This window comes from Rhodoferax ferrireducens (assembly GCF_003347515.1).
In the GTDB taxonomy this organism is placed as follows: domain Bacteria; phylum Pseudomonadota; class Gammaproteobacteria; order Burkholderiales; family Burkholderiaceae_C; genus Rhodoferax.
This window is the reverse complement of sequence record NZ_QEII01000324.1, coordinates 149804-172607: the sequence shown is the minus strand read 5'-3', so window position 1 is coordinate 172607 and position 22804 is coordinate 149804. Positions and strand designations below refer to the sequence as shown.

The window sequence follows — 22804 nt, the reverse complement described above, 5'->3', positions numbered from 1 at the left end:
GCGGTCTATTGGCAGGGGCCTGCCGATGGGCGGGAAAATTGTGGGTTCATGCATTTCCCGGACAATCGCCGCATGCACCTCCTGATCCCGTTCGCGTATTGCACCTCTGAAGGCTGCGCCGCTGCGCTACCCACCCTGAAACTGCCCCACCTTGAAAAACTGCTGGCCCGCCTGACGCCGGAGCCACCGGACGTGGGCGACGAGTTCAGCCTTTCTCCGCCGCATGAACGGGCTTTGGCGCGGACTTTGGGCCTGCCCGTCACGGACGGCCTGATTCCCTGGGCTGCGTTGCAAGACCGGTCGTCGGAAAGCGGCTGGGGTTTCATCACGCCCTGCCACTGGCAAATCGGCACCAACCACATCGCCATGAGCGGGCAAGAACTGCCGGATTTCCCGGCGCAGGAGTCGCAAGCCTTGCTGGCCGCCATGCAGCCTTATTTTGAAGAAGATGGCATCACACTGCAATACGACCAACCCAGTCGCTGGCTGGCCAGCGGTGAGGTGTTCAGGGAACTGGCCACCGCCTCGCTGGACCGCGTGGTAGGGCGCAACCTGGAGAACTGGATGCCGCGCAGTGCCAGCGCCGCCCATCTGCGCCGTCTGCAGAACGAAATGCAGATGCTGCTCTACACCCACCCGGTGAATGACGCCCGGGCCGCACGAGGGGCGCTGCCGGTCAACTCGTTCTGGCTCAGCGGCACCGGCGCCTTGCCGCAAACACGGCAAAAACCAGTCAGTGAGCCGCCCCCGCTCGTGCTCACGCCCCTGCGCGACGCGGCTTTGAATGAAGACTGGGCCGCCTGGGCGCAGGCTTGGGCCACACTGGACGCCACCGAATGCGCCGCCCTGCTGGCCGCGCTGGAGCAAGGTGAACCCGGCCAACTCACACTCTGCGGCGAACGCCACGCACAGACTTTTTACCCCCGCACCCAAACCTTTGTGAAACGTTTTATGAACATTTTTGGCACCCAGCCCCCGTCCACTGTGCTGGAGAAGCTATGAAAATAGTAGCACGCACCATTCCGCCACGAACTCAATGGACACTGGAGCAGGCCGGCATCCATCCGCTGCTGGCCCAGCTCTACGCAGCCCGCGGCGTGCAAAGCGCGCAGGAACTCGATGACGGCCTGGCGCGCCTGATTCCACCGGGCGATATGCTGGGTCTGGATGCCGCCGCCAAGCTGCTGGCCGACGCCATTGCCCTGGACAAAAAACTCTGCATCGTGGCCGACTACGACTGTGACGGCGCCACCGCCTGCGCCGTCGGCATTCGCGGCCTGCGCCTGCTGGGCGCCAAGCATGTGGACTACATCGTGCCCGACCGCGTGGTCGATGGCTACGGCCTGACCTCACCGATCTCGCAACGCGTCAAGGACAGCGGCGCCGACATGTTGATCACGGTGGACAACGGCATCGCCAGCTTTGACGGCGTCGCCACCGCCAAGGCGCTGGGCCTGCAGGTGCTGGTGACGGACCACCACTTGCCCGCCTCGATCAACGGCCAGATCGTGCTGCCCGACGCCGATGTCATCGTGAATCCGAACCAGCCGGGCTGCAGCTTCGAGAGCAAATCGATTGCCGGGGTCGGCGTGATGTTTTATGTGCTGCTGGCGCTGCGCGCCGAGTTGCGCCAGCGCGGCGTGTTCGACGCCGCCAGCCAGCCCAAACTCGATGCCTTGCTGCCGCTGGTCGCTTTAGGCACCGTGGCCGATGTGGTCAAACTCGACGCCAACAACCGCCGTCTCGTCGCCCAAGGGTTAAAACGGGTCAGAGCCCTTGCCCTGCCTGCGGGACTAGCTTCTCTTTTTGTAGCAGCCGGGCGCAGCGCGCCGGTCGCCACCACCTTCGACTTCGGCTTTGCGCTGGGCCCGCGCATCAACGCGGCGGGGCGCCTGTCCGACATGACGCTGGGCATCGAGTGCCTGCTCACCGACGATGCCGCGCGCGGTGACGAACTGGCCAAAACCCTCGACGGCATCAACCGCGAACGACGCGAGATTGAAGGCAGCATGCGCGAGCAGGCCTTTGTCATTGCCGAATCACTGTTTGATGAAGAGGATGAGCCGCCGCCGGCGATCTGCGTCTTCGATCCCGATTTTCATGAAGGCGTGGTCGGCATCGTGGCTTCGCGTATCAAGGACAAGCTGCACCGCCCCACTTTTGTTTTTGCCGCCAGCGCCGCGCCGGGCCGCGAGCACGAGCTCAAGGGCTCGGGCCGCTCCATCCCCGGTTTTCACCTGCGCGATGCGCTGGACCTGGTGGCCAAGCGCTACCCCGGTGTGCTCTTGCGCTTTGGCGGCCACGCCATGGCGGCGGGCTGCACGATTGCCGAAGAAAATTTTGATGCCTTCGAGCAGGGCCTGAACGAAGTGGCGCAGGAGTGGCTGGACGCCGCCACATTGACCCGCCGCCTCGACACCGACGGCCCGCTCAAGCCCGAGTACCGCCGGATCGAACTGGTGGACGTGCTGCACAAAGAGGTGTGGGGCCAGGGTTTTGCGCCGCCCACTTTCAGCGAAGAGGTCGAGGTGGTGTCGCAGCGCCTGGTGGGCGAGAAACACCTGGCGCTCAAACTCAAGCACCAGGGCGAGCCGGTGGACGGCATCTGGTTCGGCCGCACCGAGCCCCTGCCCGCCCGCGTCAAACTCGCGTTTCGCCTGGACGCCGACGCCTGGAATGGCGTGCGGCGGGTGCGCTTTCTGGTGGAGGCGGCGGAACTTTAGGCGCCGGGTCCGGTGCGCTTCAGCCCAACAAATCCGCGTCGCTCTGGGGCGCGCGGTCCAGGTGGTAGAGGAAAAAGATGAGCAGCACCGTCGCTCCCAGCAGGAACAGCGGCCCCATCAGCCAGAACAGTAGCGGCACGGTGAAATAGTAGGCGCGCATGCCAATGCGATAAAACACGCCGGCGCGGTTCATCTGCGCCGTCACATGCCGGGTTTGGGTTCGTTCGAGCGGCGGGTCCAGCGGCACGTTGATCAAATAACCGATGTGATGGAACAGGCGCACCGACATGGAGAAGGCGAAAAACACAAGCAGCAGGTCCAACAGAATCACCAGCAGCTTGAACAGCCACATCTCGGCGCTGACGCGACCCAGAAAATTGAGTGCATGCCAGGTGCCGGAGAGCCGGTCGCCCTGGGCGCTCAGGGTCAGTACGCCAATGATCAGCAGGATCGCCGTCGAGGCCATGAAGCTGGCCGCCATGGTGGAATTGCGCAGGGTCTGCACCGCCAGGATGTCCCGGCGCTCCCGCATCACACTGTCGACCCAAGCCTCGCGGGCCACCAGCATGATGTCCTGCGCGCTGGACGCCGGGTCGCGGTGCGTGCGCCAGCGCAAATAGACCTGGTAGACAAAGATTGCCGCAACGCTGAGGACAAAGCTGAAGAGATCGATGGCGTGGGTGGCAATGAAATCGGACATGTGCCAATTCTGCCAGTTCGCCGAGGACCGTGACCGGGCAGTCCAATGCGCTCCCATTGGCCATGACCTGGTCAAGGTCGATCGACCGGGCTTGAGTCGATGCCCTTGACAAGGCCTAAAATCAATAAGTGACTTCCATCCTCAATGCCGACCTCCACTGCCACTCCGTCGTCTCCGACGGCACCCTGACGCCGGAGGCGCTGGCAGCACGCGCTAAGGCCAACGGCGTCGAGTTGTGGGCCCTGACCGACCATGACGAAATTGGCGGACAGCAGCGTGCCGCCGCAGCGGCCAAGACCGTGGGGCTGCAGTACCTCACCGGCGTCGAGATTTCGGTCACCTTCATCGGCCAGACAGTGCATATCGTGGGCCTGGGATTTGATCCGGAAAATGCGGCCCTCCAACTCGGCCTCAGACAGACGCGTGGCGGGCGTGCGCAACGGGCCAGGGAAATGTCCGATGGTCTGGCCAAGGCAGGCATCCAGGGGGCTTTTGAAGGGGCGTGGAAGTTTGCCGGCAACCACGACCTGATTTCCCGTACCCACTTTGCCCGTTTTCTGGTGGAAAGCGGTGTCTGCCGGGATACCAATGAAGTGTTCCGCAAATACCTGACCGAGGGCAAGCCCGGCTATGTCGAGCACCGCTGGGCCAGCCTGAAAGACGCGGTGACCTGGATCCGGGACGCCGGTGGCATGGCGGTCATTGCGCATCCGGCACGTTACAAATTCACCGCCAACCAGGAATTCGCCTTGTTTACCGAATTCAAGGGGCATGGCGGGCAAGGCGTGGAAGTCGTCACGGGCAGCCATACCCCGGCTGAATACCTGACCTACGCCGACACCGCCCGCGAATTCGGCCTGGCCGCCAGCCGGGGCAGCGACTTTCACAGCCCCGCTGAATCTCACACCGAACTGGGCACGTTGCCCTACCTGCCGGGCCGACTGACACCGGTATGGGAACTGCTGGCTGACCGGATTCAAAGAACATTCGACACAAGCCCGGAGGTCGCGGCCTCCATGGGCCGCTGATCTTCGATGTCGTTCTTGCGAACGCGCCAGGGCTCTGGCGTTTTGTTCATTGTGCTGGCAACATTCTGCTTCGCGGCACTCGACACCACCACCAAATACGCGGTCACGCTGGCGCCGGTACTGATGCTGCTCTGGTTCCGCTATGCGTTTCAGGCGGTCGTGACCTTTGCCCTGCGGTTTCCAGTGCAAGGCATGCGCCTGCTGTCCACGCCCAACCCGCGCTTTCAGGTCTTGCGCGGCGTACTGCTGCTGATCACCAGTGTCTGCTCATTTTTCGGCTTGCAATACCTCCCGGTGGGCGAGTTCACGGCCATGGTGATGCTGGCGCCAGCGGTGGCGACCGCGCTGGCCGCCTGGGTGCTGAAAGACCATGTCTCGCTGCAGCGCTGGATGCTGATGGCGGCAGGCCTGGTCGGGGTGCTGCTGGTCGTGCGCCCCGGTGGCCAGGTCTTCAGCTGGGCCATCTTATTTCCGGTCTTGCTGGTGACCACCTATGGCTGGTTTCAGGTGCTGACCAGCCGCTTGAGTGGCGACGAAGACCCCTACACCACCCATTTCTACACCGGCCTGGTGGGCGCCCTGGTGATGAGCCCGATCGTGGTTTTCAGCTGGGACACGGCCGCCCTGTTGGCGCACTGGCCCTGGTTCATGGGGGTCGGCTTTTTGGGAACCTTTGGCCACCTGATGTTGATTCGGGCCTATATGCGCGCATCTGCCCCGGTGTTGACGCCTTTTCTCTACAGCCAAATCGCGTTTGCAACCTTGGGCGGCTGGCTGGTGTTCAAGCATATTCCCGACACCCTGGCCTGGCTCGGCATCGCCGTGATTGCGTTCAGTGGCGTTGGCAACGCCTTGCTGACGGCCCACGAGTTGGCCATTCGACGACGCGCCATCGCGGCAGTCACCGCCAACCAGGTTCCACCGGCCATCCCGCCGTCCCACTGATTCATCGCCCTTCACCGACAATACGCCCATGCCCCAGTTTTTTGAAGTTCACCCCGACAATCCGCAACCCAGGCTGCTCAAGCAGGCCGTCGCCCTGCTGGAAAAAGGCGATATCCTGGCTGTGCCCACCGACTCCAGCTACGCCCTGGTCTGCCACCTGGACGACAAAGCGGCTGCCGACAAGCTGCGCCGCGTCCGCGGGGTGGACGACAAGCACCACCTCACCCTGTTGTGCCGCGACCTGAGTGAACTGGCCAACTACGCCAAGGTAGACAACCAGCAGTTTCGCTTGCTCAAGTCGGCCACCCCTGGGCCTTACACCTTTATTCTGGAAGCCAGCAAGGAAGTGCCGCGCCGCCTGAGCCACCCCTCGCGCAAGACCATTGGCCTGCGGGTGCCTGAACACAAGGTGCTGCAGGCATTGCTGGCCTTGCACAGCGGGCCCCTGCTGGCGACCACCTTGATTCCCCCGGGCGAGACCGACCCCCTCAACGACGCCGCGGAAATCCGCGAGCGTTACAAAAAGCAGATTGCCGCCGTCATCGACGCCGGCGCCTGCACCCGGGAGGCCACCACGGTGGTCGATCTGACGGGCGAAGAGCCGGAGCTGATTCGCCAGGGACGCGGCACGCTGGCGGCCCTCGGTTTATGAGTTGTCTGTCCAAATTCCTCTGAGACAATGACCTGATGGATATTGCACACCTCATTCAGACCGTCGCCTTGTACGCGCTGCCGGTTCTTTTCGCGATCACGATTCACGAGGCCGCGCACGGCTACGTGGCCCGGCATTTTGGCGACAACACGGCCTATATGATGGGACGCGTCACGCTCAATCCGCTCAAGCACATTGACCCGGTGGGCACTATTTTGATGCCCCTGCTGCTGTACTTTGCGACCTCGGGCGCCTTTTTGTTCGGTTATGCCAAACCTGTACCGGTACGCTTTGGCAACCTGCGCAACCCCAAACGCCACATGATCTGGGTGGCACTGGCCGGGCCAGGTGTCAATTTCATCCAGGCATTTTTCTGGGGTGCGCTGTTTTTCATTTTGCGCGGGAGTGGCGTGACGGAGCCCTTTTTCCTCAAGATGGCGCAAGGCGGCATTCTGGTCAATCTGGTGATGTTTGCCTTCAACCTGTTCCCGTTGCCGCCACTGGATGGCGGGCGAATTCTGGTTGGCCTGTTGCCTTACCGGCAGGCTGAACTGGTCTCGCGGGTGGAGCCCTGGGGCTTCTTCATCGTGATGGCGCTGGTGATTTCAGGGGTCGTGAGCACACTGTGGCTGCAGCCCTTGATGGCCCTTAGCTATGGCCTGCTGGATATTTTGCTGACTCCGATTGCCCTGATTTTTGGCTAGCCTTTCATTACTCCGCACAAGAAATTTTCTCTCATGAGTTCCACGCGCTTCCTGACCGGCATCACCACCTCCGGCACGCCCCATCTGGGTAACTATGTCGGCTCCATCCGGCCCTCGGTGCGGCACAGCCTGCGGGCTGACGTCGAGAGTTTCTACTTTCTGGCCGACTACCACGCCCTGATCAAGATCGACGAGCCCTCGCGCATCCAGCGCTCCACGCTGGAGATTGCGGCCAGCTGGCTGGCGGCCGGGCTCGACCCCGAACGCGTCATCTTCTACCGCCAGTCCGACATCCCGGAAATTCCGGAACTCACCTGGTTCCTCACCTGCGTCACCGGCAAAGGCGTCCTGAACCGGGCCCATGCCTACAAGGCCTCGGTGGATAAAAACATCAACGCCGGCGATGACCCCGACTCGGATGTGAGTGCCGGCCTGTTCATGTACCCGGTGCTAATGGGGGCGGACATTTTGATGTTCAACGCCCACAAGGTGCCGGTGGGGCGCGACCAGATCCAGCACATCGAGATGGCGCGCGACATGGCGCACAGCTTCAACCACCGCTACGGCGAGCACTTTGTGCCGCCCGAAGCCGAGATTGAAGACGACGTCGCCACCCTGCCCGGCCTGGATGGCCGCAAGATGAGCAAGAGCTACGACAACACCATCCCGCTGTTTGCGCCGCGCGAACAGTTGAAGAAACTCATCGCCAGCATCGTGACCGACTCCAGCGCGCCGGGCGAACCTAAAACCGTCGAAGGCTCGGCCCTGTTCCAGATCTACCAGGCTTTTGCCACGCCAGAGGAAACCGCCGACTTGCGCCAGGCCTACGCTGACGGCATCGCCTGGGGGGACGCCAAGCAGTTGGTGTTCGAGCGCATCGACCGCGAGATCGCGCCCATGCGCGAAGCCTATCTGGCGCTCATGAACGACCCGGCCAAAATCGAAACCATCCTGCTCGCGGGCGCAGCCAAGGCGCGCCAGATCGCCACCCCGTTCATGGGCCGCCTGCGCTCGGCTGTTGGCCTGCGCGACCTGCGGGCGCAGGTCAGCAACAGAGCCACCAAAACCACCAAGATCGCCAAGCCGGTGTACAAACAGTACCGCGAACGCGATGGCAAGTTCTACTTCAAACTCGTGGACACCGATGGCCGCCTGCTGTTGCAAAGCATGGGCTTCGACTCGCCAAAGGATGCGGGGCAGTCCATTGCCTTGCTGCAGACGCAAGGCGCCAGCGCCCTGCCGGCACTTGCTGACAAATTGCAGGCCAGCAGCGACGTTGACGCGCAGGACATCCATGCGGCCTTGCAGCTGATGCTGGACGCCGATTAGCTAAAACGCAGCGTGCTTGTCTCGCCAGGCACGGCGCCGCTGATACAATGGCGCCTGATTTAGATTGGAGAAGTGGCAGAGTGGCCGAATGTACCTGACTCGAAATCAGGCGTACCGAAAGGTACCGTGGGTTCGAATCCCACCTTCTCCTCCAAAAATAAAGCGCTTTCACTATTTTCATGGTGAAAGCGCTTTTTCATTGGCGGGTCCAAAGTTTTTCTCAAGCCCCAAAAAGCCTGACACGGTTACCGCCGCTTTCCTTGGCCAGGTACATGGCGGCATCGGCACTGCGCGAGAGCGTCAACTCGTCGCTGCCATGCGCCGGAAAGATAGCCACGCCGATGCTGGACGAAATATCCATGTGTCGGCCGTCAAGGTCAAATGGCTGATTGAGCGCCAGGCAAATTTTTTCCGCCACCAGCAAGGCATCCACGTCTTTCTCGACGTGGTTTAGCAACACGACGAACTCATCACCGCCCAGCCGGCCCACCGTATCGACATTGCGCACGCACGTTTGCATCCGCTGCGCAGCCGCAATCAGCAAACAATCGCCAACATGATGGCCATAGGTATCGTTGACTGCCTTGAATCCATCCAGATCGACAAACATCAAGGCCATGCGTGTTTGATCGCGCCGGGCCTGCGAGACCGCCTGACCCAGCCGGTCATCAAACAGGGCGCGGTTGGGCAGACCAGTCAGGGAATCATGTTGTGCCAGGTGCTTGAGCGCTTGCCGGCTTTCATTCAATTCATGCAGGTTCGCCACAATGGTGGTCTGCATGTCGTTCAGGCTGCGCGCCAGCAGCCCGATTTCGTCGCTATTGGTAGAGGGCAGTTCCCTGACCACCTGCTCTTTTGAAAACAATCCCACCGCGTCAACCATGTTCCTCAAGGGGCCGGTCACGGCACGCGAGACCAGCGCGGCAAGAACAACGGCCAGCACGCCCAGCGCCAGCGTCATTTGTACGGTGGTCCATCCCAGTCGTTTGATTTCCCGCACCACATTCTCCAGCGGTTGCGACAAGCCGAGAATGACAAAATGCTTGTCGGCTGATCCACCAAATGGAAGCCGGACAAAAGCAGCCACCAGCCCATCATGAGACTGTTCCGCGCCTTCGATACTGGTCACCACACTGGCGCTCTGGCCATTGATCAAGGATGCAACAGGCTCGAAAAACTCCTGAATGAAGATCCTGCGGCCCTGGTCAAAACCAAAGGCCTGGGCGGGGTTGGGGTGAATCAGATAGTCACCCCAATGATTGCTGAGATACAACTGGTAGGCATTCGGCAGATCCGATTTCAGGCGGGCAAACAGGCTGTTCAGATCCAGGTTGATCACGATCAGCCCCAGCACTTTCCCGTCGCCTGCGACGACTGGCGTGGCCACCCGCACGGTTGGCTTGTGCAATCCGGAATGCACGCCCTCCTCGTGGTTGATGGTGATGTCTGACAAATAGACCCGGCCCCGGCCCAGCAATAAGGTGTTGAAGACGTAGGGGTAATGGGCCTTTTCCTGCAAATCGGTTGCAGGCACGTGTGCCAGCTGGTCTGCATCACGGTCAACGCGAACCAATTCCAGACCATGATCACCCGCGCCTATCAGCCGGATCTGGAAATACTCGGGATGCAAGGCCATCATGGCTGCAAAGGTCTCGCCCAGTACCTCTTTCTCACGGTCTGCGGTGACTGCGTTATGGGCACTAACAATAGCCGGGGTTGTCGGGAGGCTGGCCAACAGCCTTGCATCGTCGGCAATTCCGTCAATGCTCGCCTTGAAATTGCGGCCCAGCACCTGGGTCGCCGTGAGCAAGTCGCGCTGCGCCGCGCTCAGCAACGTGGCACGACTGCCGGCGTAGGAGTAGTAGCCCACGATACCCATCGCCACAACGCCGAAGGTGGCTAGCAACAGCCCCAGTTTGAAGGCAATGCCGTAGCGCATGGGTTAGAACCGCCCCGGCAGATCGCCGGAAATAATGCGCCCCCACAGCGCCGCTCTACGCTTGTCGTCTTCCACGGGCTCCAGCCAGATGATCTTGTCGGTCTCCTGGGTGGCTGTGTCGACATCCAGCGTATTGGACAAACCCTGCCGCCGGGTCAACTCACGGCTCACATGTTTGTCCAGCATGTAGTTGATCCAGCTTTCAGCCAGATTTTTGTTTTTGCCCCCTCGCGTCACGGCCCAGCAATCCAGCCAGGCCAGTGCGCCTTCCACCGGGATGACATAGCCGACATCCGCGCCCGCATCACGCAAGAGTTTGAGTTGCTGGCTCCCGTAATTGGCAAACATGACGGCCACCGCGTGATTACGGAACAGTTCGACCGATTCTTCCGGCAAGGTGTAGAAGGTCAGCACATTGCGGCGCAAAGCGATGAGGTGATCCACCACGGCTTTGAACTTGGCTTCTTCAATCCGGAACGGCTTGTCCCCCAGTGCCAGCGCGGCGATCGAGAAGTTGTGGCTGCTGGTGTCGTAAGCCAGGACTCGCCCCCGGTACTTCGGGTCCCACAGCACGGACAGCGAGGTGGGTGCTTGCTCGAACTGCTTGCGGTCATAAATCAGCCCCATCTCCGAATAGGTATAGGGCACGGCATAGACCTCGCCCAGCTGCGTGATGCCAGGAATGCTGCGCGCATCACGAAATCGGGGCAACTGCTGCGCCGTATTGGGAATGTTCGACAGGCGCAAGGGCACCACGAGCTTCTGGTCAATGTAATGCTGCATCTCCGCTGTATTGGCGGCAAAGACATCGAAGTCACCACCCTGGTTCGCGCCTATTTTTTCCCGCAGCACTTCATCAGAACTGACAAAGCTGACCTCGACCCGCGCATCGTATTTTTTCTCAAATGCCTTGACCAGATCGCTGTCGGCGTAGCCTGGCCAGGTCAGCACGCGCAAGGTTTCCACCGCCTGGCTTGGCAAACTCAGCGCCAGACCGGCGACAAGTATTGTCAATAGACGGGGAATCATGGCACGCTACATACCGATGTCGTTCACGGTCGTGGTGCCCAGCACCGTCAGGCCGCCCAAGTAGGGGCGCAAGACCAGCGGCACGGTGACCGACCCATCGGCATTCTGGTAGTTTTCCAGCACCGCCACCAGCGTGCGCCCGACCGCCAGGCCGGAGCCGTTGAGGGTGTGCACCAGCTCGTTCTTGCCCTGCACGTTCTTGAAGCGGGCTTGCAGGCGGCGCGCCTGGAAGGCTTCGCAATTCGAGATCGAGCTGATTTCGCGGAAAGTGTCTTGCGCCGGCAGCCAGACTTCCAGGTCGTAGGTCTTGCTGGCGCCAAAACCCATGTCGCCGGTGCACAAGGACATCACCCGGTACGGCAGGCCCAGCTTTTGCAGAATGGCTTCGGCGTGGCCGACCATCTCTTCCAGCACGTCGTAGCTCGTGTCGGGGTGCACGATCTGCACCATCTCGACCTTGTCGAACTGGTGCTGGCGGATCAGGCCGCGTGTGTCGCGCCCGGCACTGCCGGCTTCGGAGCGAAAACACGGCGTGTGCGCGGTGAGCTTGATCGGTAAGGTAGCCTCGGCCACGACTTCATCACGCACAAAGTTGGTTAAGGGGACTTCACTGGTCGGGATCAGATAGAGGTTTTTTCTCGACAACTCAGCGAGGCTCGCATCAAACTGGGATGCAAGACCAGACCCTGCCCCAACGTGGAACAAATCATCTTCGAATTTGGGTAGCTGACCGGTGCCGCGCAGACTGTCGCCATTCACGATGTAAGGCGTGTAGCACTCGGTGTAGCCATGCTCTTCGGTCTGCACATCCAGCATGAACTGCGACAGGGCGCGGTGCAGCCGGGCAATCGGACCCTTCATCACGGTAAAGCGGGCGCCGGTCAGCTTGACGCCCATCTCGAAGTCCAGCCCCAGCGGCGTGCCCAGGTCCACATGGTCTTTGACCGGGAAGTCAAACGCCTTGGGGCCCTTGCCGTCAGGACTCCAGCTGCGCACCACCACGTTGCCATGCTCGTCCGCGCCCACCGGCACGCTCTCGTGCGGCAGATTCGGCACGGCCAGCAGCAGGGCCTGCAACTCGATTTGAATCTGGTCCAGCCGGGTGGCCGATGCTTCCAGCTCGGACTTGAGGCCGGCGACTTCGGCCATGACGGCGTCCACCTCGCTTTGGCCGGCCGGGCCTTTGGCCTTGAGCTGGCCAATCTGCTTGCTCAAGGTGTTGCGCTTGCTCTGCAACTCCTCGGTGCGCATCTGGATGGTCTTGCGCTCGGCCTCCAGGGTGCGGAAGGCCTCCACATTGAGAAAAGCTTGCGGCTTTTTACGCGTCTCAAGGCGCGCCACGGCGGAGTCGAGGTCTTTTCGGAGCAGGGTAATGTCGAGCATGGGGCAATTGTAATTTTTTGAAACTTGACGCTATCAGGATAGGGTGGCGGGGTCAAGGTTAGCGCCGCACAGGACCAGGCACACCTTTTCATCGGTACGCGGCACGTAGGCGCCACACTGCAAGGCGGCCAGACCCAGCGCGGCGGCGGGCTCCACGGCCAGCTTGAGCTCCCGCCAGAGCCACAGCTGCGCCGCGCGGATGGCGTCTTCAGGAAGCAGCAGTGCGTCTTTGACATGGCGCTGGGTCACCTGCCAGGCGATGTCGCCGATGCGCTTGGCGCCCAGCGAATCCGCCGCGATACCGCTCACCGCCACGTCCACCGGCTGCCCGGCCTGACGCGCCTGGTACAAAGTGGGTGCCAGTACCGGCTCCAGCGCCACCACGCGAACGCGGTTTTCAAACCAGGCAGAGATGCCGGCAATCAAACCGCCACCACCCACGCTGACCAGCAGGCTGTCGGGCAGACCCGCCTGGGCCTCGATCTCGGCCGCCAGGGTACCGGCGCCGGCGACCACTTCGACCTGGTCATAGGCGTGCATCAGCAAGGCGCCGCTGAGGCGCTGGCGCGCCAGGCAAGCCTCAAAGGCCTGCGAATACGCCGCGCCGGTGACCACCACCTCGGCCCCCAGCTCGCGCAAGCGGGCGCGCTTGGCCTCGCTGGAAACCTCGGGTACGAACACCTCGCACGACACACCCAGCGCCTGGGCTGCAGCCGCCGTGGCAATGCCGGCATTGCCGCCGGACGCGATGATCACGCCGCTGGCAGGAATATCGTGCGCCAGCATGCGGTTCAGCATGCCGCGGGCCTTGAAGCTGCCGCCTACCTGCAGCTGTTCCAGCTTGAGCCAGACTTCGGCGCAGTTCAGGCCAAAGGCCTTGCCCGGCAGGGTCCAGATCGGTGTTTTACGTAAAAAATGGCTGTAGCCCTCGTCCAGCCTGCGCAAGGCACTATCAATATCAGAGCGACTGATGTCCGGCTTATTCATGGAGCTTGAGTCCCTTGGGCAGCGGAAACTTCACCGTCTCTTCAATCCCGTCCATCTTTCGCACCGACACGGCGCCCAGCGCCTTGATGCGGTCGATCACCTGGCGCACCAGGATCTCGGGGGCGGAGGCGCCGGCGGTCAGGCCCACGCGCTGGCGGCCCTCGAACCAGGGCGCCTGCAATTCGTCGGCGCTGTCCACCATATAACTCTCGGTGCCGAGCTTGCGCGCCAGTTCGGCCAGGCGGTTGCTATTGGAACTGGTCGGGCTGCCCACGACGATCAGCACATCGACCTGCGGACTCATGACTTTCACGGCGTCCTGGCGGTTTTGCGTGGCGTAGCAGATGTCTTGTTGCTTGGGTTGGCGTGCGTTCGGGAAGCGCGCCTTGATGGCGGCGGCAATATCGGCCGCGTCGTCCACGCTGAGCGTGGTCTGCGTCACCACCGCCAGCAGCGCGGTCTGGGCCGGCTGCACGCGCGCCACATCGGCCACGTCTTCCACCAGGTGAATGCCGCTGTCCAGCTGGCCCATGGTGCCCTCGACCTCGGGGTGCCCCTTGTGGCCGATCATGATGAATTCATAGCCCTCTTTGTGCAGCTTGGCGACTTCCACATGCACCTTGGTGACCAGCGGACAGGTGGCGTCAAAAATCTGGAAACCCCGCGCGGCCGCTTCGGCCTGCACCGCCCGGCTCACGCCATGGGCTGAAAAAATGAGCGTAGCCCCCGCCGGCACATCGTCAAGCGCTTCTATAAAGATAGCGCCCTTGGCCTTGAGGTCGTTCACCACATAGGTGTTGTGCACGATTTCGTGGCGTACATAAATCGGCGCGCCGAACTTCTGCAGCGCCCGCTCGACGATCTCGATGGCCCGGTCCACGCCGGCGCAAAAGCCGCGCGGCTCCGCCAGCAAAATTTCCTGCGGCGGCGTGGAGACAGAGGCTGCGTTCACAGAATGCCGATCACATGCACTTCAAACGTCACCGGCTGGCCGGCCAGCGGGTGGTTGAAGTCAAACAGCACAGCATCACCTTTCTCGTCGCTGCGGAACTGCTGCACGGAGCCGGCAAATTGACCCTGGCCGTCGGGCGTGGGGAACTGCACCACGTCGCCGACCTGGTACTGCGCATCGGCGTCGCCCATGTCGATCAGCACCTGGCGCGCCAGCCACTGACGCATCTCCGGGTTGCGCTCGCCAAAGGCCGCGCCCGCTGGCAGCTCGAAGGTGCTGCGGCTGCCCTCGGCCAGGCCCAGCAAATAGGCTTCCACCGCGGGTGACAGCTCGCCGTTGCCCAGGGTGAGGGTAGCGGGTTTGCCCTCAAAGGTGTTGATCACGTCCCCGGCCGGCCCGGCCATGCGGTAGTGCAGCGTGAGGAAGGAACCCGGTTGAACAGAGGCAGGTGTGGTGGTCATGAGAGTCCCGGATGAAAGTCTGAAAAGACAGGGTTTTGACGAATAAACTGGCCCCTATTCTAAAAGCCCGACCAATGCCCCTCAAAGACCTTCCCCTTGACGCCCGCCCCCGCGAAAAGCTGCTGGCACGCGGACCCGGCGCCCTGAGCGACGTCGAGCTGCTGGCCATCCTGCTGCGCACCGGCATCCAGGGCAAGGGCGTGCTGCAAATGGCGCAGGAGCTGCTGCTACTCAAGACCAGCACCAACGGCTGTGATGGTTTTGACGGCATTGCCGGCCTGCTGCACGCCACCACGGACGATCTCAAACGCATCAAAGGCCTGGGGCCGGCCAAACGCGCCGAAATCGTGGCCGTGCTGGAGTTATCGCGCCGGGCGCTGGCGCAGCAGCTCAAGGAACGCACGGTGTTTGCCACGCCGGACGCCGTCAAGCACTACCTGCAACTGCACTTGGCGGCCAAGCCGCATGAGGTCTTTGCCGTGCTGTTTCTGGACGTCCAGAATAGACTATTGGCCATGGAAGAACTGTTTCGCGGCACGCTCACGCAAACCTCGGTTTACCCCAGAGAGGTGGTGCTGCGCGCCCTGCACCACCAGGCCGCCGCCGTGGTGCTGGCGCACAACCACCCCAGCGGCACGGTGCAGCCCTCGCGCGCCGACGAGGCCTTGACGCAAACGCTGAAAACCACGCTGGCGCTGATTGATGTGCGGGTGCTGGACCATGTGATCGTGGCACCGGGTGAAGCGCTGTCCATGGCGGAGCGGGGGTTACTGTGAAGATTGTGAAGATGCCGACAAGCAAGCGGCCCACCAAGTTCAACGCCTTGGCGGATTTGAAACTGGTCAAGCGCGAGATTGAAGCGCAGGCCCTGCGGCGGACACAACTGGCCGCCGAACTGGCCCTGGCCAAGCATCAGGCGGCAAGCGAAAAAAATCTGTTTATTCTGGCCGCGGGTACCGTCAAGCCCTTGCCGGACAAGCGCCGGGCGCTCCTGAAAAAAGAGCCCACTGCGCCCCGGCCGATGCAATACGAGCAGGATGAAAAAGCGGTGCTGATCGAGGCCATCAGCGACGAATTCGACGTCGGCACCCTGCTCGATGTTGATGATTTATTGAGTTTTCGCCGCCCCGGCATCGGGCCCGATGTCACCCGCAAGCTGCGCCGCGGCGACTGGTCGATCCAGCGTCAGCTGGATCTGCATGGCCTGCGCCGTGACGAGGCGCGCGAGCAATTGAGCTTCTTCATCCGCGAGGCGCACAAACACGGCATTCGCTGCGTGCGCGTGGTCCATGGCAAAGGCCTGGGCTCGCCGGGCAAAGCGCCGGTACTCAAGAGCCGGGTGCACAGCTGGCTGGTGCAAAAACAGGAGGTGCTGGCCTTTGTGCAGGCCAAGCCGGCCGATGGCGGCGGCGGCGCGTTGGTGGTGCTGCTGATGGCGTCGCGACGCTGAACCCGCCCCAGTCCATCGCCTGGAGGCCATCCATGCCCAATTCGCATCCGCCGCGGGACCTCGCGCCCTCGCCTACCCACCGGGTTCGTCTGACGCTGCGCACCCTGGGGCGTGGTGATGGCCTGCTGGGCATGATGGGTTTTGCGCCAGCGTCTGAAAAATCCAGGCCGGCCGCGGTGGCGTTTGGCCCCCGCGGTGAGCGCGTGACCGTGGCCTCCCTGGACTGGGCCAGCGCCGCCCCGGCCAGCTTGCGGCCAGGCGACGGGGCGACACCGGCCGAGGTCCAGGCGCAGGCCCGCGACACCTTGCGCGCCCTGGGCCTGCAAGCCCTGCCGCCCGGCGTCTTGCAGTGGCGCGGCGATGATTTGACGCTGGGCACGGAAACCACGGCGCCCCTGTGGCCGCTGTGGACGCTGCCGCAGGAAGACCAGTTTGCCGACTTCTGGGCCGAGCAGGTGCCGCTGTTGCAGAGCTGGGGCTGGTCCATCGTGGTCACGCCCGGCTTTGCACATTTGAGTGTGCCGGTGCAAGCCTGGCAGCTGGTGCTGAGTCCGCCAGCCGGTGCCATGGCGGGCGAAGAAGGGGCCAAGGAAGTCGCCGGACCGCGGCTGCATCCGCCCCCGGCGGTGGCTGCCTTGACCCTGGCCCGGCGCGAGGGCTCCTGGCTGCTAAGCCTGGGCGTAGAGGTCGAGGGGCAGACTCTGGACCTGGCGCCGCTGCTGGCCGACCTGCTCAAGCGCGACCGCCGCTGGCTCGATCTGCGTCAGCTGCATGCGATTGAGGACGATGCCGTCATCACCCTGCGCGCGCCCGGCGGCAAGCGCATTGACGCGCCCGCCGCACCGCTGAAAAAAATAGTCGGCGCGATGCTGGACTTGCTGACCGAGCCACGGCGCAAGGAAGGGCCCCTGCAACTATCGCCCTGGGATGCGTTCCGGCTGGACGCGCTGCGCCAGGATTTGATCAACGACCAAGCCGCGCGCGCCGGTCCGCACGGGGGCTGGCAGCTGCAGGGGGAAGACGGCTTGCTCGCACTGACCCGGCAGCTGCGCGGCAGCGGTAGCCCGCAAGCCATCCAGGCGCCACACGGCCTGGGCATCACGCTGCGGCCCTACCAATTGCAGGGCGTGGCCTGGTTGCAATACCTGCGCCAGAACCACTTGGCCGGCATCCTGGCCGACGACATGGGCCTGGGCAAAACCGCGCAGACGCTGGCGCATCTGCTGATTGAAAAACAGGCTGGGCGGCTGGACTTGCCAGCACTCGTGGTGCTGCCCACCTCCTTGGTATTCAACTGGCAGGCGGAAGCCGCGCGCATGGCGCCGGCTTTGCGTGTGCTGACCCTGCAAGGCCCGCAGCGCGCGCAAGACTTCGGCCGCATGGCCGACTGCGATGTGGTGCTGACGACCTTTCCCCTGCTGTGGCGCGACGTTCGCGCACTGGCGGCCCAGCCCTTTCATTTGCTGATTCTGGACGAAGCCCAATCCGTCAAGAATGCGGCCGGCCGCAGCGCGCGGGCCGTGCGTCGGCTGCAGGCGCGGCACCGCCTGTGCCTGACCGGCACGCCGCTGGAAAACCACCTGGGCGAGTTGTGGGCGCAGTTCGATTTTTTGATGCCGGGTTTTTTGGGCGACGCACGGAGTTTTCAGCGCCTGTGGCGCAAGCCGATTGAAGTCAACGGCGAGACCGTGCGCGCCCAACTGCTGGCGCAGCGGGTTCGCCCCTTCATCCTGCGCCGCCGCAAGGAAGACGTGGCCACCGAACTCAAGCCCCTGACCGAAATCATCAAGCGCGTCCAGCTCCAGGGCCAGCAACGCGACCTGTACGAGAGCGTTCGCGTGGCGGCGGATAAACAGGTGCGGCGGGTGCTGGCGCGCGCCCACTTTGCCGGGGCGCAAATCAGCATTCTGGATGCGCTGCTCAAGCTGCGCCAGGTGTGCTGCGACCCGTATTTACTCAAAGGTGTGAGTACTCCAACCAGCATGGAGCGCGCCAAGCTGGACCTGCTCATGACGATGCTACCGGCGCTGGTCAAAGAGGGTCGGCGCATCCTGGTGTTTTCACAGTTCACCGAAATGCTGAGCCTGATCGAACCCATGCTGGACGCGCTGCAGCTGCCGTGGCTGGCGCTGACCGGCAAAACGCCACCCGCCAAGCGCGGCGACGTGGTGGCCCAGTTTCAGGCGGGTGATGTGCCGGTATTTCTGGTCAGCCTCAAAGCCGGTGGCCTGGGCCTGAACCTCACCGCCGCCGACACCGTGATCCATGTCGACCCGTGGTGGAACCCGGCCGTCGAGCAGCAAGCCACCGCCCGCGCCCACCGCATCGGCCAGGAGCAGCCGGTGTTTGTCTACAAGCTGGTCGTGCAGGGCAGCATTGAAGACCGCATGCTCGAACTCCAGGCGCGCAAAAGTGCGCTGGTCGAGGGTGTGCTGGGCGTGGATGGAGCGAGCGCCGTCAAATTCAGCGAAGCCGATTTGCAGGGGCTGCTGGCGCCGATGGAGAGCTGATGCTTATAAACCGACCGTCAGCGTGGCCGCATAACCACTGCTGACATTGCCGGTCAGGGTGGGCATCTGCAGGGCGGCGCTGTCGTCACTGAACACGTTGTCGCTGGCCAGCGAAATGGCCGCCAGATTGGACACACTGGCGCTGTAGCCGGTGCTCGCATACACCGCGTCGCACGCGGTCTTGGGCAAGGCCAGCTGGGAGGTGCGCACCTGGTCGCTGGCGGGCGTCGTGGTGGCGGCGGCCAGACTGGCATAGACCTCAAAGTGGATATGCGGCCAGCGGCCCGAATAGCAGCCGGGAAAGACGGTGCTGAAGGTAACTTCACCGTTGCTGTCGGTCACTTGCACGCCGCGCAGATAGTTCTCGCCGGTGATGCCACTGGAATACATGGAATAGCCCCCATCCCGGGTGCAGTGCCACAGGTAGATCGCGTAACCCGCCAGCGAGGCACAACTGGCCCCGGTGTTGACGAGTTTGAGCGTGACGCTCAGGGGCACGCCAGGCGCGGTGGTGCTGGAGCCTGCGATGCTGGAACGAATGTCGGAGCGCACGATGCCCGACAGGGTGAGCGCATTGGCAATGCCGCTGCTATTGCTGTTGGAGCCATCACCGGGATACGGTCCAGCCGTCTCGGAGGGGATCACCGAACATGAGCCCGAGCTTGCCGTTGTGCTTGCTGTTGTCGTGGTTGTGGTTCCCGTGGCCGTCGTGGCGGCGCTTGTGCCGCCGTCGTCCCCACCGCCGCCGCAACCGATCAGCGGTAGCGCCGCAGCACCGCCGACGGACAGCCAGCGCAAGACGCGGCGCCGGTCTGGGGCGGTTTGGATGAGGGTTTCAAGGTCATGGGTAAGTCCGTGTTTATGCGCCATCATGGAGTTGTTTTTAATGTGGTGAGTCATTTCGACACTATCGCAAACACTTGTACCAACACGATCAACGCTTTGTAAAGAAACGTGAACGCACGGGGGACTGACGACAATTATTACGCGGGCGTGTTGCGCATGAAGTCTGCCGTCTTGAAAAACGAGTCACGCAGATGGGCGCGCAAATCCTCCGGCACACCGGTCTCGCCCATCGCCTGGTCCATGCAGGCCACCCACTGGTCGCGCTCGGTGATACCAATCTTGAACGGCGCGTGGCGCGCTCGCAGGCGCGGGTGGCCGAATCGTTCCGTGTAATGCTGCGGGCCGCCCAGCCAGCCGCACAAAAACCAGAACAGGCGCTGCCTGGCGTTGTCCAGTTCCTGGCCGTGCGCGGCCCGCAAGACGCTGTAGCCCGGCTCCAGATCCATCAAGTCGTAAAAACGCTCGGTCAGCGCCTGCACGCGGGCTTCGCCGCCAATCCATTCGAACGGCGTGTCAAAAAGCGGTTTTTCCTGAATTTTCATAGTCAAATCGGGCTATAGCCCTCGTGTAATATGCGCAGGTAGCTATTATATTTATAGTAAATCGACGCTTGGTAAAGATCGGCTACTGCGCCGCCCGCCGCAGTGTCTCCACCACCGGGCGTCGCAAGACCTCGCGCAAGCCCCACCAGCCTGCCGCCAGTGCCAGCAGCGCGCCGCTGATCGAGCCGAACAAGGGCACCCACAGCGAGACCGTCCACTCGAACTCGAAAACATACTTGGCCAGCGCCCAGCCGACCGCCGTGGCGACCACGGAGGCCAGGAAGCCGGCGAGCAGGCCCACGCCCATCAGCTCGGCGCGCTGCACCTGGCGCAGCAAACTGCTTTGCGCCCCGACCGCGCGCATGATGGCAAATTCGCGCGCCCGCTCCTCCCGCGTTGCCGTCACGGCGGCAAACAACACCACCAGCCCGGCGGCCAGGGTGAAGCCAAACAAAAACTCCACCGCACGAATGACCTGGTCCAGCACGCGTTGAATCTGGGCGATGGTGGCGGTCATGTCCACGCTCGTGATGTTGGGAAAACTCCGAACCAGGGCATTGTCAAATCCAGGGGTCGCGGGCGCCTTGAAGGCGCTCATGTAGGTCGTCGGCACATTGGCCAGCTTGGCCACCGGGTACATGACAAAGAAATTGGCCCGCATTGAGCCCCAATCCACCTTGCGCAGCGAGGTGATTTTGGACTCGGTCTGCGCGCCCCCCACGTCAAAACTCAGGCTATCGCCGAGCTTGAGATTGAGCGTCTTGGCAATGCCCTCCTCGACGCTGATCGCGCCCGGCTCGTCCTCGGTCCAGCGCCCGGCCACCACTTCGTTTTGCGCCGGTTTTTTGGCGCTGTGCGACAGGTTGAATTCCCGGTCCACCAGCCGCTTGGCCCGGTCTTCCACGTAGTCATCCGGCGTCACCGCCTTGCCGTTGACGGCCACCAGCCGCCCGCGAATCATGGGGTACCAGTCAAATTGGCGCACCCCCCCGTCGCGCAAGGCCTGGCCGAACGCATCGCCCTGCTCGGGCATGACGTTGATGACAAAACGGTTCGGCGCATCCGCCGGGCTGGCTTTGCGCCAGCTGCTGATGAGGTCGGTGCGCAAGAGCACCAGCAGCACCAGCGCCAGCAAACCCACCGCCAGGGCGCTGACCTGCACCACGGCAAAAGCCGGGCGCGCCGAAATCTGCCGCGTGGCCAGCACCAGCCAGCGCGGCGCCGTGCCCTCGTTCACGCTCCAGCGCAGCAGCTTGACGGCCAGCCAGCTCAATGCGGCAAACACCAGAACCGCCGCCGCGAAGCCGCCGACCGCGATCAGGCCCAGTTTCACATCGCTGCTGGCGGCCAGCAGCAAGGCAGCAAAGCCGGCCACCCCCAGGCCCAGCACGCCGATGGACACGGGCTTGAGGTTGCCCACATCGCGGCGGATCACGCGCAGCGGCGGCACCTGGGCCAGCTGCAGCACGGGCGGCAGGCCAAATGCCAACAGCAGCGTCATCCCCATGCCCAGGCCAAAGAGGACCGGCCAGATGCCCGGTGGCGGGAGCGCCCCGTCCACCAAACCGGCCAGCAGCAACACAAACACATAGTGCACGGCGTAGCCGGCCAGCACGCCCAGGGTGCTGGCCAGCAGACCGATGATGCTGAACTCAAAGGCGTAGCTTGAGGCAATGGTGCGCTGGCTCAAGCCCAGCACGCGCAGCATGGCGCAGTCGTCCAGGTGGTTGGCGGCAAATCCGCGGGCCGCCAGCGCCACCGCCACCGCGCTCAGGAGGGCCGAAAGCAAGGCGATGAGATTGAGAAACTTCTCGGCCCGCTCCAGCGTCTGCCCGACCTCCGGCCGCCCGCCCTGCAGCGACTCCACCCGCAGACCGCGCACCTCCGGCTTTTTGGCTTCGGCCTGCGCCCAGGCCACAAAGGCGGCCACCGGCTTGTCGGCCCCCGCGACCGCCGCGCGATAGGTCAGGCGGCTCGCCGGCTGGATCAGTTTGGTGGCCTCCACATCAGCCCGGTTGATCATGACGCGCGGGGCGAAGTTCATGAAACCCGCGCCCCGGTCCGGCTCGTTGACAATGATTTTGGCGACGCGCAGGCTGGCATCGCCCAACAGCAAGGCGTCGCCCATCTGCAGGCCGATGGCATCCAGCAAGGCCGCTTCGACCCAGGCTTCACCGGCTGCGGGAATGGCGCGCGTGAGGTCGCCCGGCGCACCCGGCTGGTTCGCCACCTTCAGGTTGCCGCGCAGCGGGTAACCCGGCTCGACCACCTTCAGCGCCACCAGTTTGGTGCCACCGCCCTTGGCGTCGCTGGCGCGGCCCATGGTGGGAAAGCCCAGCGTTTGCACCAGTTCCAGGCCCAGGGAACGGGCCTTCTCGGCAAACGCGGCGGGCGTCGGGTTGTCGCTGGAAATCACGGCGTCGCCGCCGAGCAACTGCCGCGCATCGCGCTGCAAGCCGCCTTTGAGCCGGTCGGCAAAGAAACCAACCGCCGTCAAGGCCGCCACCGCCAAGGTGACGGCAACGATGAGCAAACGCAGTTCGCCGGAGCGCAGATCGCGCCACAAAGAGCGCCAGCCCAGGCGCCAAAAAGAGATATTCATGGCGCTACCTTAGCGCAGTCAG

20 protein-coding genes and 1 tRNA gene are annotated in these 22804 nt (G+C 63.2%); 11 read left to right on the top strand and 10 right to left on the bottom strand.

The annotated features are described in order from the left end of the window. The first annotated feature begins 72 nt into the window (after nt 1-72). Both C5P05_RS31380 and recJ read left to right on the top strand, forming a co-directional pair. Nucleotides 73-1002, top strand: a complete 930-nt coding sequence (locus C5P05_RS31380) for a phosphoglycerate mutase (protein ID WP_114974179.1) — start codon at nt 73-75, stop codon at nt 1000-1002. Further along, nucleotides 999-2723, top strand: coding sequence for a single-stranded-DNA-specific exonuclease RecJ (gene recJ / locus C5P05_RS31375; RefSeq protein ID WP_114973791.1), 1725 nt, complete (start codon nt 999-1001; stop codon nt 2721-2723). Before C5P05_RS31380 ends, recJ begins: the two co-directional genes overlap by 4 nt. A 19-nt stretch (nt 2724-2742) precedes the next feature. Here the strand turns inward: recJ and C5P05_RS31370 are convergent, their stop codons facing one another. After that, nucleotides 2743-3423: a DUF599 domain-containing protein gene (locus C5P05_RS31370; protein WP_114973790.1), complete on the bottom strand. Its 681-nt coding sequence runs from the start codon at nt 3421-3423 to the stop codon at nt 2743-2745. Between the two features lie 128 nt (nt 3424-3551). Here C5P05_RS31370 and C5P05_RS31365 point away from each other — a divergent pair, with 128 nt between their 5' ends. From C5P05_RS31365 to C5P05_RS31340, 6 genes are all read left to right on the top strand, one after another. Beyond that, the gene (locus tag C5P05_RS31365; RefSeq protein ID WP_114973789.1) at nt 3552-4451 is read left to right on the top strand and encodes a 3',5'-nucleoside bisphosphate phosphatase; all 900 of its coding nucleotides are present in this window, start codon (nt 3552-3554) and stop codon (nt 4449-4451) included. A gap of 6 nt (nt 4452-4457) precedes the next feature. Next, on the top strand, nt 4458-5396 hold the full coding sequence (locus C5P05_RS31360) for a DMT family transporter (RefSeq protein WP_114973788.1): 939 nt from the start codon (nt 4458-4460) through the stop codon (nt 5394-5396). 28 nt (nt 5397-5424) lie between these two features. Beyond that, the gene (locus C5P05_RS31355; RefSeq protein ID WP_114973787.1) at nt 5425-6048 is read left to right on the top strand and encodes an L-threonylcarbamoyladenylate synthase; all 624 of its coding nucleotides are present in this window, start codon (nt 5425-5427) and stop codon (nt 6046-6048) included. Between the two features lie 35 nt (nt 6049-6083). After that, the gene (locus C5P05_RS31350; RefSeq protein ID WP_114973786.1) at nt 6084-6752 is read left to right on the top strand and encodes a site-2 protease family protein; all 669 of its coding nucleotides are present in this window, start codon (nt 6084-6086) and stop codon (nt 6750-6752) included. A gap of 33 nt (nt 6753-6785) precedes the next feature. Then, nucleotides 6786-8081, top strand: a complete 1296-nt coding sequence (locus tag C5P05_RS31345) for a tryptophan--tRNA ligase (protein WP_114973785.1) — start codon at nt 6786-6788, stop codon at nt 8079-8081. Nucleotides 8082-8147: 66 nt separating this feature from the next. Beyond that, a tRNA-Ser gene (locus tag C5P05_RS31340) sits at nt 8148-8235 on the top strand. A 66-nt stretch (nt 8236-8301) separates the two neighbouring features. On the opposite strand, the gene C5P05_RS31335 is transcribed toward C5P05_RS31340, so the two are convergent. Genes C5P05_RS31335 through C5P05_RS31310 form a run of 6 tightly spaced genes read right to left on the bottom strand, consistent with a single transcriptional unit; the run spans nt 8302 to nt 14832 of the window. Beyond that, nucleotides 8302-10020, bottom strand: a complete 1719-nt coding sequence (locus tag C5P05_RS31335; RefSeq protein ID WP_114973784.1) for a diguanylate cyclase domain-containing protein — start codon at nt 10018-10020, stop codon at nt 8302-8304. A gap of 3 nt (nt 10021-10023) precedes the next feature. Continuing rightward, entirely contained in the window at nt 10024-11049 is a 1026-nt protein-coding gene (locus C5P05_RS31330) for an extracellular solute-binding protein (protein ID WP_114973783.1), read from the bottom strand. A 6-nt stretch (nt 11050-11055) separates the two neighbouring features. Continuing rightward, a complete protein-coding gene (gene serS / locus C5P05_RS31325; RefSeq protein ID WP_114973782.1) occupies nt 11056-12432 on the bottom strand; it encodes a serine--tRNA ligase in 1377 nt (458 codons plus the stop codon). A gap of 33 nt (nt 12433-12465) precedes the next feature. Beyond that, nucleotides 12466-13419, bottom strand: a complete 954-nt coding sequence (locus tag C5P05_RS31320; RefSeq protein ID WP_114973781.1) for a threonine/serine dehydratase — start codon at nt 13417-13419, stop codon at nt 12466-12468. Continuing rightward, nucleotides 13412-14371: a 4-hydroxy-3-methylbut-2-enyl diphosphate reductase gene (gene ispH, locus C5P05_RS31315; RefSeq protein ID WP_114973780.1), complete on the bottom strand. Its 960-nt coding sequence runs from the start codon at nt 14369-14371 to the stop codon at nt 13412-13414. Before ispH ends, C5P05_RS31320 begins: the two co-directional genes overlap by 8 nt. Further along, the gene (locus C5P05_RS31310) at nt 14368-14832 is read right to left on the bottom strand and encodes an FKBP-type peptidyl-prolyl cis-trans isomerase (protein WP_114973779.1); all 465 of its coding nucleotides are present in this window, start codon (nt 14830-14832) and stop codon (nt 14368-14370) included. The genes ispH and C5P05_RS31310 overlap by 4 nt, the downstream gene beginning before the upstream one ends. 74 nt (nt 14833-14906) lie before the next feature. Here C5P05_RS31310 and radC point away from each other — a divergent pair, with 74 nt between their 5' ends. From radC to C5P05_RS31295, 3 genes are read left to right on the top strand one after another with little or no spacing between them, the layout of a single operon-like run. After that, a complete protein-coding gene (gene radC, locus C5P05_RS31305; protein ID WP_114973778.1) occupies nt 14907-15608 on the top strand; it encodes a RadC family protein in 702 nt (233 codons plus the stop codon). 11 nt (nt 15609-15619) lie between these two features. Next, on the top strand, nt 15620-16282 hold the full coding sequence (locus C5P05_RS31300; protein ID WP_114974178.1) for a Smr/MutS family protein: 663 nt from the start codon (nt 15620-15622) through the stop codon (nt 16280-16282). A 32-nt stretch (nt 16283-16314) separates the two neighbouring features. Beyond that, a complete protein-coding gene (locus tag C5P05_RS31295) occupies nt 16315-18792 on the top strand; it encodes a DEAD/DEAH box helicase (protein WP_114973777.1) in 2478 nt (825 codons plus the stop codon). 3 nt (nt 18793-18795) lie between these two features. Here C5P05_RS31295 and C5P05_RS31290 read toward each other — a convergent pair whose 3' ends face one another. The 3 genes from C5P05_RS31290 to C5P05_RS31280 all read right to left on the bottom strand — a co-directional run bounded on the left by C5P05_RS31290 (nt 18796) and on the right by C5P05_RS31280 (nt 22782). Continuing rightward, nucleotides 18796-19665 carry an intradiol ring-cleavage dioxygenase gene (locus tag C5P05_RS31290; RefSeq protein ID WP_198674926.1) on the bottom strand — a complete coding sequence of 290 codons (870 nt, stop codon included), beginning with the start codon at nt 19663-19665 and terminating at the stop codon, nt 18796-18798. Nucleotides 19666-19775: 110 nt separating this feature from the next. Further along, nucleotides 19776-20180 (bottom strand): group II truncated hemoglobin, encoded by a 405-nt coding sequence (locus C5P05_RS31285; RefSeq protein WP_114973775.1) that lies wholly within the window; start codon nt 20178-20180, stop codon nt 19776-19778. An 82-nt stretch (nt 20181-20262) separates the two neighbouring features. Continuing rightward, nucleotides 20263-22782 (bottom strand): ABC transporter permease, encoded by a 2520-nt coding sequence (locus C5P05_RS31280; RefSeq protein ID WP_114973774.1) that lies wholly within the window; start codon nt 22780-22782, stop codon nt 20263-20265. Nucleotides 22783-22804 lie beyond the last annotated feature (22 nt).